We start from the raw sequence: 12,405 nt of genomic DNA, 5'->3' as shown, positions 1-12,405 counted from the left end.
GTGCTTGTATTAATTCTACATCTCCTGACTTTATAGCAGGGAATAATACCGATGAGCCGGTCTTACTGATTCGGCTGCAGGATGACTTTCATCAGGCCAGATTTGCCACTGTAGAGTTTTTCGAACAGTTCCGGACCGTCCGCCAGAGGGGCTTTAAGAGAAATCAATGGTTCGACCTGAATGGCTCCACTATTCATGAGGTCGATACATTCCGGGTATTCGCCGCGGGACGCGCAGGAGCCGTAGAGAGTCAACTCGCGGGACACGACTTTCTGTAGTGGGATTTCGACATTGGGACTCAAATTTCCGACGAGCGTGACATGCCCACCTTTGCGAACCGAATCAATCGCGGTTTGAATGGTCGCTGAGGCACCGACGACTTCGAGGGCGACACTGGCACCCCGACCGTTGGTCAGTTTCTGAACTTCGGCAGGAACATCGACGGCATCGCCCTTAAGGCTGTGTGTCGCTCCCAGTTCTTTGGCCAGTTTGAGTTTTTCCTCATCAAGATCGACGGCAATAATCGTGCTGCAGCCCGCAACTTTGAGAGCTTGAACGACGAGTAAGCCAATCATGCCGGAACCGACGACAACAGCGGAATCTCCCAGTGACAAAGGCGTTCGGTTTGTCGCATGGACCGCGATCGAGACCGCTTCAATCATTGCGGCATGTTCGAAGGGAAATGATTCCGGGAGTCGATAGCAGATATTTTCCGGAACGAGAACGAACTGAGCAAACGCCCCATGCTGGCGATATTCGCCGCAGGAGACGCCGAGGACTTTGCGATTATCGCAAAGGTTGATTTCTCCCCGGCGGCAGTAAAAACAGTCGCCACAAGAGACTGTCGAGTCGAAAGTCAGTCGGTCTCCCACTGCATATTGCGTGACTTGAGATCCAATTTCCTCGACAATTCCAGAAGCTTCATGTCCCATCACCAATGGTGGAATACGGCGACCGGTTGAGCCGTCGTAGCCATGAATGTCACTGCCACAGATTCCACAGGCCTGAACGGCGATCAGGATATCCTTGGGGCCGACTTCAGGTCTGGGCATCTCGATGACATCCAACTTTTTATACTCGGATAACATCATCGCTTTCATGGCATTTCTCTCTGGTTGATAACTGTTGCATTAGTGAGTTCTTGAAAGCGATCTTAACGATAATCCGCCTTTCAGATCTATTATGCAGAGCAAGCTGCCGCAATGCAAAAGACCTCTCGAAATCCTTCGAGAGGTCTTTTGCATGAGTTTCTGTCTGTTAGATTTTGTTCTACGAAAAGAATCAGAATTCGAGTTCTTCGGAGGGCTGATCAGACTCCTGTTGTTCTAAATCAGCTTCCGAGTTCTTCTGTCGTTCGATTGGAGTTTTCATGCGTTTGAAGGTCACATAGTTTTGCAAAAGACTGTAACCAGAAATGATAGTCACTGCTCCCATTGCACCTGCATACATCAGGAATTGATCACCATGCCAGAGTGGCGCGGCAAGCAGGAAAATAGTTCCTAACGCTGCAATTCCTGTCAGTGTGGAATTCAAATAGACTTTAAGTTTCAGATGCTTCCATTTGTGGGTAATGAGTGCCGAACGAGCGGTCTGATTGGCGACATCTCGTAAGGAAGCAATCTCCCGCATGACTGCATCGCGATCGATTTTTGCGATCGGACCTTTCGACTTTTGAGGCGTTATACTTTTATCAGGATAGATGTTGATACTGGCTTCTTCGGTTGAGGAATCTATAACTTCACTGTCGATCGATTTCGGTGCCGAAGCAGTCTTCACGACAGGTTTCTCGATGGGTTTAGGATTCTCATACTGCTGCTTGCCACTCGTGCGAGCGAATAAGCGTTCCATGTAAGCGGCGACGGAATCGGCATCCTCAATATCATCAATTGCGTCTACTGTTTCCTGGGACTTCGTATTAGTCGAAATGCCTTCCGGCTCTTCCGTTGAAAGGGACTCCTCAACTTCGTCCTCATCTTCCAGATGAATTTCTTCGGCCGCCTCTTCTTCTGGCAGATCGTCTTCCTCAATGGATTCCGAGAACTTCGTTTGTGCATCTGAACTCACGGCGGCATCGTCAATCAAGCCAAACATTTCGGCGATTCGCTTACGAACATCACTGGAATTATCCTCAGAATCCCCATGTGGCATGGACGGAGTGGCCAGGGCGTTTTTAACACTCTCTGCAAAATCAATTTCTTGAACCGTAGACTCAGAATCATCCTCTTTGTCTGATTCGCCGATGAAGTTATCGATTTTGAGTTTATCGGCTTCGCTTTCAAGTTGTGGCTCCTCATTGGAAGCGTTGGCAACTTCATTCAGCTCACTTTGAATCTCTTCCACTTGCTCGGGAAGGATTTCTTCAGAAGTGACATCAGCAGACGGAGTAAAACTCTCAGGCTCAGGTACCTCTTCATTTTCATTACGATGCAACTCATCAATCACTGAATCCTGTGATTTCGAATTCAACGAATCAATTTGTTGCTCAGCGACTTCCTGGCGCAGTTGGTCCAAGTCGAAACGGGACTGCCTGAAGGCATCTCTCTCGTGTTCAAGATTTTGACGCACTTCGAGAAGTCGATCTCGTTCCTGCGATAGCTTGTCCCATTCCTGGTCAAGTTCGGCACGCATCTGGTCGTATTGCTCTTGCTTATTTCGCAAATGTTCGAGCTCTTCTGAAGTTGACTCCAGTAAGTCCTGCTGATCGCTGGATGTTCGCTCAAGCTCAGCAATATCTGATCGGAGCGCCTGCATTTCTGCCTCAAGTTCCTCATTGAGTTCTGAAGAACCCTCGGAACTTTTCAGTCGGGCTTGCAGATCCTGAACTTCCTCCTGCAATCCCAAGTGTTCAGCATGCAACGATGTGTACTGCTCGCGTAAGTTCTCACACTCGGCAAGCAATTCATCTGTTTCGGCCTGATAGTTTTCTCGGCTTTGCTCGAACTCGGAGATCATCGCTTTCAACGCTTCGGCTTCTTCGCGGACCGCTTCAGACGTTTCCTGTTTCTGTTCAAGTTGAGACGTCATCTCCTGCAATTGTTCTTCAAGCGCATTCGCTTTCTGACGAGCCAGATCGGATTCTGCCTGCAAGGTCTCACGTTGATGCTCCAGTTTTTGGATAGTCTGAGTCAATTCTTCATTGCGTTCAGATGAGGAATCGATTTCTGCCAGTTGCCGCTGGAGTTCTTCTGAGGTCTCAGTCCATTTTGCCTGGGACTCTTCATCAGAGGCTTGCAATTCGATATTGAGGCTCAGCAGTTCTTCCTGCTGCTTCAGACTCTCTGTCAATTCTTCAGTCATCTGCTGAGACAACGCTTCCGTTGACGCCAGATGATCGAGGCTGTCTTGTAACTGTTCCTGAGTTTTCTGATGTGACTGACTTTCCTCTGCGAGCTGCTGCTGGACCTGTTGCAATTCTTCCTTTACTTTTTGTCCTTCAAGTGCTGTTAGCTCAGCAATATCCTGCTGAGATTGTAACTCTTCAACCAGTGCATTCACTTCCTGCATCTGTTCAAGTTGTCGTGCAATCTGCTGCTCATATTTTTGGATGTCTTGATTCGCAGAAGATTCCAATTCCTGCAATCGACTGTTTTCCAATTGCAGCGATTCGATCTCTTCGGACTGATTCTCGATCAGCTCGGCCTGTGATTGATTTTTCGCTGATTCCAATTCGATTTGCTGAGTCTGGTTTCTGAGTTGTTCATCGGCTTCTTGAATACGTCTTTCATACTCGGCAAGTCGGGATTGTTCCGCTTCCCGTTTCGCGAGCTGAATGGCGTGAGCCTCCTGTTCTAATCGTCGAACTTTTCCTAACTGTTCGGCTTGATCCTGTAACTGATCAATTGTCGAATTCAGTTCGGTTATACGTTCTTTATCTTCTCGCTGTTCCAACCTCTTGTTGTTTTCAATTGCCTGTTCCCACTGATCCAGTTCGTGGGCACGGGTGTTCAATTCCAAATGTCGAGCTTCGAGCTCCTGTCGTGCTTTTTCCAGAGCAGCTTCGTCGGCAACTCTTCGCTGACTCATTTTTTTCGTCAGTCGCAGAATCTGTTCTTTGCGAATTTCAATCGTTTGCTCACGCTCGCTCAGATTATCCATGCGCGATTGAGTAATCGACGGTTGAGCGGCAACCTCCGTAGCTGCTGCAGAATGTTCTGAATGTTTTTGCATGGAAATAAATTCTGTTTTCGGGAGTTCCGGAAGCCGATTCGGTTGATAACTCAATGCTTCCCGCTGAGACTCAAATTTCCGCTGAGCGCTATGGAGTGACTGGTGCAATTCTTCCACTGCTCGCAAGGACGACTTTTCATCTGTCGAGTTCAGGACCGGGTTGACTAACCGTTCGGCTGAACGATCAATCCGACCGGCCTGAATTGCCTCAGGCAATTTTCGAGCAAGTCGAATTGATTGATTTTCTTCATCCTCAGAAAGCTTTTCTGTTGAAGGCTGGCCGACTCTGGTGCGAAACAAAAAGCTGATTGGTCCGATCGTCAGTCGGTCACCAACATTGATACGAGCTTTTTTAACGAGCCCATCATTCAGCCAGGTACGAACATCGTCAGACTGCAGAGAAATAAATCCATGATCGCAAACAATTCGGCAGTGTTCGGATGCAATGCCGACAGCCTCCAGGCAAATTTCACAACTCTTCGATGTTCCAATGCGGTATTCACCGACTGTCAATTCAATCGGATCGACAGCGTTATTGCGAACGGGTTCTAATAGGTATGTCAAAGAATTGACAACACTCTGTTTGTCTTGAGTTTTCATGTCGTCCTGCATTGGCATCTTGGTTCACTCCATTCCCTCAGAACTGGGAGGTCTCGAAGCGAGAATCCTCCTCAGTGTTGTACGCATCACAAACTCTAAGGTTCTGCCGAGCATCTCAATCGCTCTCAAATCGCCAGGCCCAAACCGCTTGCCTGCTCAGATAATCTAATTTCAGCGAAATCATGCGATACGTAATCTGCTACTACATGGATAGTTCGCAAAATCGCTGAGGTCAAAACGCAACATCGCAGATTGAGCTGAAATGGATGCGAAAAACAGTCATTTCCGCAACAAAGCTTAAAACTGGAAAAACCGATGTTGACCTCCTTTTCGGTTCACCGCTATAACCCCACTCACATGCAGCTGGGGGGCCGCTTGTGATACCACCCATTTACAGTAACAGGACTCGTTTTCTGTATTGGGCGATCTCAGGGCACCCCATTGATCGATTTTCCATTCTGGACGCATTGGGCGCTATCCGACCGGAAATCGACTGAAGTAATCGGCTTTTCCAATGAAGGAGACGACAGCCATGGGTGAAGGGAATCACTCCAAAATGAACACAAAGAAGAATGCCCCCTGGGCAACAATTATTGGTGGCACTGTTCTGGCGATTGCCGCGGGTGTCATTGGGTTTCAGGTCTTTCGAGCTGAACCAGCAGCTGCTCCGACCGATCAGGCCGGCAAAGTCAGCTTGAGTAATGCCTCGACCTCTCCGGCTCTGGCTCGTGTCAATGGTCAATTGATCCAATACGATGCCGTCGCTCGTGAATGCTTCGATCGTCTCGGCAAAAGTGTCCTTGAGAATTTGATCAATCGCACCATCATTCATCAGGAAATCGAACGGCGTGGCTTAGTGGTCACCGAAGCCGAAATCGATGATGAAGTTCGGAAAATCGCGAAGCGATTCAACCTGCCCGTCGATACCTGGTATCAGATGCTGCAAACCGAACGGGACTTGACTCCCGTTCAATATCGCCGGGATGTCATCTGGCCGATGATTGCTCTTCGTAAACTGGCAGGCGATGATGTTCAGGTTACGGATAGCGACTTGCATCGCGCTTTTCAGCGAGATTACGGCCCACGTGTTCGCTGCCGTATGATTATGATGGAAAACGTACGACGTGCCAATGAAGTCTGGGAAAAAGCGACCCGCACGCCGGAAGACTTCGACAAGCTCGCACGTGAATTCTCAGTCGAATCCAATTCCCGTGCATTGGGCGGAGCCATTCCACCAATTTCTCGATATTCAAGTGCAGACAATCAATCATTGGAAGACGCAGCCTTCCGACTGCAACCAGGAGAAATCTCCGGGTTGATTCAGGTCGGCAACCGCTACGTCATTCTCAAGTGTGAAGGTCGAACCGAGCAGGTCGTGACGGACATCAAAGATGTCGAAAACGACTTGCGAGTCCAGCTTCAGGAAGAGAAGACTCAGGAACGAGTTGCGGTGGTTTTTGATGATCTGAAGAAACAAACCCGAGTGGACAATTATCTGACAAACACGAGTACTGGTGGATCGAATACCGTTCAATCAACCAGTTACACAAATCAGATTCAACAAACCGGTTCCACACTTCCTGGGGCCAATACCCAGGCGGTTCAACCTGCTTCTGGTACCACACTCACGAAGTAAGAACACTTCATCAGAATGCGATTTTCCCGTCGCATTCTGCAGCTTCCATGTGAAACTCTCGTCTCCTTTCGGAAAGGATCTGTCCCTTGTAGGGGCAGATCCTTTTTTATTGGGTCTTGTTAGAGTTTGATGAACTCTCCAGAAGATCACCGCGGTTCAGAAGGAACCCAGTGTTTTGAGGGGCCATACGTGTATTGACAGCAATGCGATAGAAGTGATTGAACTGTTGGCTGGCGATGTTTCCCGGAAGTGTCTCTTTGCGTTTCTGAGCAAACTGTTTTGGGAACATGGGAATCACTTCGCCGGTTTGAGGATCACGACTCGGGACGACACAACGTTGGCAGGGGTTGATCCCGAGAAACTTAACTTCGCCGATCTGAAATGGACGGGGTTGTTCGGGAGGTCCGAAGAGCAGATCTTCCTGAAAAGGCATCTCCGTTTCGAGTTCCAGATTTGACCGTAGTCGCTGGCGGAGACTTTCGACGGTCAACCCGGGAAACCAGCTCGCGATTTCCTTCAATGTCTGCGAGCCTATGATCGTGGGGCCGTTCGCATTGGTGTCATCGGGAAAACCGGTTGCTGTATTTTCCAAAAGCTTCAGAGGTTGCTCAAAAATGTCACAGAACCAATTCTCAATTTCACGAAGCTGACTCAGCTGAGCATTCAGTCGCTGTCCGGTACGGCGATCAGTCAATTCAATCCCGCTGAAGTCTTCAGGAAAAGTACAGTCAATCTGATGAAACCTTGCTTCTTTCTTCGCATTGAATACGCGTCCCTGCTCATCGAACAGAGCCCAGCGACGATCGTTTTCCAAAGCTCCAGTATCGAGCAATCTGGCCGTTTCCAATGAAACACCCGGAAGTGACTTGATGGGATAGATGGTAATCCCCATCAGCCTGATTTCGTTTTGTTTTTCGTTCACAAATCGTCTCGATTCAATCAGAGTTCCTCAGCCAATTGGCAGAACATTTCCACACGATTGCGAATCGGTTGAATGGCTTCGCTCCAGAATGCTTCGGATTCGAGGTCGTAGCCAAAGGCTTCTTTTGCCGCAGTCAAAGCAGAAGGGCCGCCAGTGGAAATCAGGAACTGGTCGTAACGGGCGGGGAAGCCAGCAGGGTCGAGCCGAGCTTCTTCATAAAGGCGTTGAGACAACAGATAACCAACCGTGTACGGGAAGTTGTAAAATGGTTCGTAGCTGATGTAGAAGTGTAGCTTGGAAATCCAGAACGTCGGATTCCATTCGACCAGGGAATCCAGGTAAGCCGTTTTCTGAGATTTCACCATCAGGTCGTGAAGTTCGCCGGCGCTCAATTCCCCTTCGGCTCGTTTGCGATGCATTTCATTTTCAAAAATGTATCGAGCATGAATGTTCATCAGAAAGGCGACCGAATCATACAGCTGATATTCCAACGCTTTCACTTTTGCTGCTGTTGTTGTCAGGGCATCAAATCGCTGGGAGGCGACAACCGTTTCGGCAAATGTCGAAGCCGTCTCGGCTAAGGTCATCGGATAGACCTGCATGACGACCGGATGCTTCCGAAGCACCCAAGCATGATACGCATGGCCAAGTTCATGGGCGAGTGTCGAAAGGCTTTCTTCGGTATCCCGAAAGGTCATGAAGATGCGGGTTTCTTCGGAAGTCGGGAAGTCGATACAGAACCCACCCTGCCGTTTGCCAGATCGATCTTCTGCTTCAATCCAGCCATTATTGAACGCCAGTTCGGTGAAGTCCCGCAGTGGTGGATGAAATTTACTGAACGCATCCAGAATAATATCACAGGACTCCTGATAACCAACTTTTGTACTCCCCAGATTGAGTGGAGCTTCGAGATCGTACCAGTTGAGCTCGGGCAGGCCGAGGAGTTTTTGTTTGGTCCGCAGATATTTCTGCACGAGCGGCTTGGCCTCTGTGATGGCCGACCACATGGCATCGATCGTTTTTTGTGTCACCCGATTCTGCTGCATCGGAATGGTGAGATGACTTTCCCGTTCCGCATATTTATTCACCGTCAATCGGGACCCCACAATATGATTCAATGTCGCGGCTGCGGTTTCGTCGACATCTCGCCAGGCTTTCTGCGAACTGAAAAATTTGTTCTCGCGGTCTGTCCGATCAGGAGAATCGAAGGCAACCTGACCGGGCGATTTCATTTTGACTTCCCCATGTTCCATCACAGGGATTCGGACCGCAGCAGATATGGAATCGTACAATCGACTCCAGGCATTTAATCCATCCACAGAAAGTTCGCTGGCAAAATCGGCAAGATGATCGGGCAGGCGTGTGGAAGCTTCATTGCGTCGACGAATAATAAACCCTTTGACATCGGCCAGTTGCTTGTTGTCAACCAATGTGGACCAGGTCCCTTCCTCAATGTTTTTGATGATCCGATCGAGCAGATGATCGGCTTTTTCTACATGTGGAAACAGAGCCGCAACGGCCGCTTCGGCCTGGCGATATTCTTCGCGAGCCGTATCAGATGACGCATAACATTCGACCAGGGAATTGACTTGCCAGTATTCTCGTCGACACAGACTATACTCATTAACCAACTCGGCTAACGATTTTGCCGTCACGACTGTACTGAAATTCTCGGCATTTTTGGCAAAGGCTTGATATTCAACACGGATTTTCGTCAACCATCTGGTAAACCTCTCCGTACCTGGTTCGGGACCTAATGAGGAGAGTGACCACTTTATTGGATATGACATGGATTGGACTTTCAGATGTGACGATGAAAATTATCTTAAACTATGACCGCAAAGCACCCGCGGGGGTTTGACTGGCAATGTCTTCAATCATGTCGAGAGTGGCCTGCTCGATGGCCTGTTCCCACTGTGACTGAGGGAACTGTGTCTTGTAAGGTTCACGCAGGTAGGCGAAATTGATCCCGCGCGAACTATTGATTAAGGCCCCGAACCCTGAAGCAGTAAAAGCAGCAGCGACATCGCCTGCTCCTCCTCCCTGTGCTCCGTAGCCTGGAATCAGGAGTGGAACATGGGGCATTTTCTGACGAAGTTCCGTTAATTCCTGAGGGTAAGTCGCTCCCACAACGGCTCCAACGCATCCATATTCAGAAGAATTCGCAGCGGCATCCTCGGCTGCCTGTTCCTCAATCGTGGCTGCAACTTTTTCGTAGAGTCGTTGCTGATCCTGCTGATGATCTTGAAAGCTGCCCGCTTCGGGGTTGCTGGTTCTGACAAGCACATAAATTCCAGCCCCCCGTTCTTTCGATTTCTGAATAAATGGCATGAGGGTATCGCGACCGAGATACGGATTGACTGTTAAGGCATCAGCGGCGAAAGGGGCAGCGTTCGGGTCTTCTCCAGCCAGATACGCCTCGGCATACGCCTCGGCTGTTGAACCGATATCGCCTCGTTTGGCATCGCAAATCACAATTAACCCTGCCCGACGAGCATGTTGATTCACTCGCTGCAGTGCGAGTACACCAGCAGGGCCAATCTGCTCGAAAAAGGCCGATTGAGGTTTAACAGCCGGGACGAGCGGAGCGACGACATCGATGATCCGTTTGCAGAATTCTTCGAATGCAGCCGCCTGAATATCCAGAGGATCGGACGAATTAGCCTCGGCTCGTTTAACAATTTCGGCTGGCAGCTGATCAAAACGTGGATCCAAACCGACAAGAGCCGGGGTTCCTATTGAAGAAATAGCCTGATGTAAACGATCCGCAAAGCCAGCCATAATTACTCCCGAGTGTGAATATCGTGAAAATTTCGAGGATTGAAGCCTTATGATAATCACCAATGAAATCTTTAGGAAACGCAGGCGATTACGTTTTCTGAAAGATTCGATTCAAGAGTGGTCCAAGAGAAATCGTTGGGCAGCCTGTTACGGGCCGATTGATGAACTGAATTTCAGGTCGACATAACCGGCACAATACTATTGGATGATTCAAATCTCCTCAAATGCCTTAATTCCCATTGAAAGTCGGAGCTTGGTTCAGGACCACCCGCTAATATCGACGATAGCCAGTGAAGGGACTTCAATTCCGTCCATCCGCTGAAAATCTCAGTTTATAATACGAATTCAAGTTCTTGAAAATTGTTCTCAGGTCCAGGCTCCTACTTGAATGAGCCTGTTGAGTTCGTATGATTGTTGTAAAGACAAATCAATTTTTATGTGATGCCATTTGCGGTCTCAGCGTTCGTCTGCGGCCTTAAAATAACTGGCAAAGTTCATACATCAACGGCAAAGTGATCGACCGCAACTTCTAAGTTCGGAGAAGAATTTCGAAATGGCCAGCAAATACATCAATATTGAAGATGCAGCAAAACGGCTCTCAATTTCTGTCGAAGACTTGAATCGAAAGCGGGAGCGTGGAGAAATCCGTGCGTTCTCTGATCGGGGAACCTGGAAATTTCGCGGGGAAGATGTTGAAGAACTGGCCCGAAATATCGAGCCCGATTCCGGCTTCGATATCCCCAGTTCGGACATCATGAAAGATGATGACATTGCTCCTGGCGGCGGAAGTCAAATTGTCCTCGAAGAGGAAATGGGCGACATGCCGACGGTCATCAGCAAAAATCCTCCGAATGAACCTCCCAGTTCCGATAGCGATGTCCGTCTGGTGGTTGACCCGTCTCTGGAGTCAGATGACTGGTCTTCTTCAGATTCCTCTTTTACCGGGACTGATAGTAAGAACAAAGACAAGAAATCCTCTGACTCCAGTGATGAAGTCGATGACAGTGACGTCCGCTTTGTTGATGCCAGCATGAGCGACATCACACCAACACCGATCCGTATCACCAAAGAAAGTGATGAGATTAATGTTGACGAATCGGATGATCGCTGGTCGGGGATCAGCGATAGCGATGTCCGACTGGCGGCTGCAGATCTTGAAGAATCGGATTCCGATGTCGTTCTCGATGACAGCGGCCTGTCTGGTTCGGATGTCTCCCTGGAAGACGATGATCTGAAATTGGCAGGGGAAGATGATGATGTCGTCACAGATCCGGATATGAAATCGCTGGGTGAATCGGATTCCGATGTTACGCTGGTCGGCGTGGGCGAAGAAGAAGACGATGACGATTATCGCCTCTCTTCAATTGATGGCGACCTGAATATGGAACCTGGCAGCGACATCACTCTGATGCCACCAGGTGATAGTAACGTGCGACTCGATGAAGCCAATGATGACGAAGACTCAATCTTGAGCGATGTCATGTCTGACCCCGCCAGCGGACTATCATTCTCCTCCGGAGACAGCGGAATTTCTCTGGACTTGGCTCTTGATAGTGGGATTTCTCTCGAATCAGAATATGATGACGACGATGATTCTCTGACTCTCGGAGCAGACAGTGGAATTTCTCTCGTGCCCGATATGGGCTCTGGATTGACACTCGCTGATGATGACGATGATTCCCGTGGTGAATCGACAATCCCAATGATGGGGACAATTGGCGATGACGATGACGATACCTCATTCGACATGCCATTGCTCGATGACAGCGAACCGGAACTTTCGGTTGACGATGATGATGCCACCAATGTGGTCATGTTTGATGACGATGACACTGGCGACACAATGGAGTTTGACTCTTCCGAACTCTCTAATGACGATGAGTTTGTCGACTTCGACGATGACGACAGCTTCGATGAATTGAGTGATGGCGAGTTGGATGTTTCCGACGACCTGCTTGATGACGATGTCCTGGATGCTTCCGACGACGCCTTTGACGACGATTTCGAATCTGGCGAAAGTATTCCTGCACTGGCCGTCCCCGGCGCGATGCGGGGAGGAGCTGGGGTCGCTGCTCCTGCTGAATGGGATATGTTCTCCTTCGCCCTCGTCTTACTCTCGACAATCATGATGGGTATTTGCACGCTGCTCATGTTCGACCTGGTCCGCTCAATGTGGGGCTTTGCTGAACCAAACGGAGTCAACGGCATGATCCTCGAAACTCTGCAGGGGTTGATCAAATAACCTGAAGGTTTCATAAAATCATATAAAGCCGCAGAATAACCTCTGCGGCTTTTTTAT

General features: G+C 49.1%; 7 protein-coding genes. 2 read left to right on the top strand and 5 right to left on the bottom strand.

The features are described 5' to 3' along the window. Positions 1-62: 62 nt before the first annotated feature. Complete coding sequence (locus Pan54_RS21150) at positions 63-1,100, bottom strand: galactitol-1-phosphate 5-dehydrogenase (RefSeq protein ID WP_146505406.1); 1,038 nt, start codon at positions 1,098-1,100, stop codon at positions 63-65. Between the two features lie 181 nt (positions 1,101-1,281). After that, entirely contained in the window at positions 1,282-4,785 is a 3,504-nt protein-coding gene (locus Pan54_RS21145) for an FHA domain-containing protein (protein ID WP_146505404.1), read from the bottom strand. Positions 4,786-5,323: 538 nt separating this feature from the next. Here Pan54_RS21145 and Pan54_RS21140 point away from each other — a divergent pair. Further along, positions 5,324-6,403 (top strand): peptidylprolyl isomerase, encoded by a 1,080-nt coding sequence (locus Pan54_RS21140; RefSeq protein WP_165441899.1) that lies wholly within the window; start codon positions 5,324-5,326, stop codon positions 6,401-6,403. Between the two features lie 106 nt (positions 6,404-6,509). On the opposite strand, the gene Pan54_RS21135 is transcribed toward Pan54_RS21140, so the two are convergent. From Pan54_RS21135 to pyrF, 3 genes are read right to left on the bottom strand one after another with little or no spacing between them, the layout of a single operon-like run. After that, positions 6,510-7,325 carry an MOSC domain-containing protein gene (locus Pan54_RS21135; RefSeq protein ID WP_146505401.1) on the bottom strand — a complete coding sequence of 272 codons (816 nt, stop codon included), beginning with the start codon at positions 7,323-7,325 and terminating at the stop codon, positions 6,510-6,512. Between the two features lie 17 nt (positions 7,326-7,342). Continuing rightward, complete coding sequence (locus tag Pan54_RS21130) at positions 7,343-9,115, bottom strand: M3 family oligoendopeptidase (protein ID WP_146505399.1); 1,773 nt, start codon at positions 9,113-9,115, stop codon at positions 7,343-7,345. 40 nt (positions 9,116-9,155) lie between these two features. Beyond that, entirely contained in the window at positions 9,156-10,106 is a 951-nt protein-coding gene (gene pyrF, locus Pan54_RS21125; RefSeq protein ID WP_146505398.1) for an orotidine-5'-phosphate decarboxylase, read from the bottom strand. Between the two features lie 553 nt (positions 10,107-10,659). Between pyrF and Pan54_RS21120 the strand changes: the two genes are divergently transcribed. Further along, on the top strand, positions 10,660-12,348 hold the full coding sequence (locus Pan54_RS21120) for a helix-turn-helix domain-containing protein (RefSeq protein ID WP_146505396.1): 1,689 nt from the start codon (positions 10,660-10,662) through the stop codon (positions 12,346-12,348). Positions 12,349-12,405: the final 57 nt, after the last annotated feature.

Origin of the sequence: Rubinisphaera italica, assembly GCF_007859715.1 — a bacterium.
In the GTDB taxonomy this organism is placed as follows: domain Bacteria; phylum Planctomycetota; class Planctomycetia; order Planctomycetales; family Planctomycetaceae; genus Rubinisphaera; species Rubinisphaera italica.
The sequence above is the reverse complement of the archived record's forward strand: the minus strand, read 5'-3'. Positions and strand labels throughout refer to the sequence as shown.

What these genes read in the sequence shown, in the direction of transcription:
- Pan54_RS21150 (WP_146505406.1), bottom strand. Translation starts at nt 1,100, where the DNA reads ATGAAAGCGATGATGTTATCCGAGTATAAAAAGTTGGATGTCATCGAG.
- Pan54_RS21145 (WP_146505404.1), bottom strand. Translation starts at nt 4,785, where the DNA reads ATGCCAATGCAGGACGACATGAAAACTCAAGACAAACAGAGTGTTGTC.
- Pan54_RS21140 (WP_165441899.1), top strand. Translation starts at nt 5,324, where the DNA reads ATGAACACAAAGAAGAATGCCCCCTGGGCAACAATTATTGGTGGCACT.
- Pan54_RS21130 (WP_146505399.1), bottom strand. Translation starts at nt 9,115, where the DNA reads ATGTCATATCCAATAAAGTGGTCACTCTCCTCATTAGGTCCCGAACCA.
- pyrF (WP_146505398.1), bottom strand. Translation starts at nt 10,106, where the DNA reads ATGGCTGGCTTTGCGGATCGTTTACATCAGGCTATTTCTTCAATAGGA.
- Pan54_RS21120 (WP_146505396.1), top strand. Translation starts at nt 10,660, where the DNA reads ATGGCCAGCAAATACATCAATATTGAAGATGCAGCAAAACGGCTCTCA.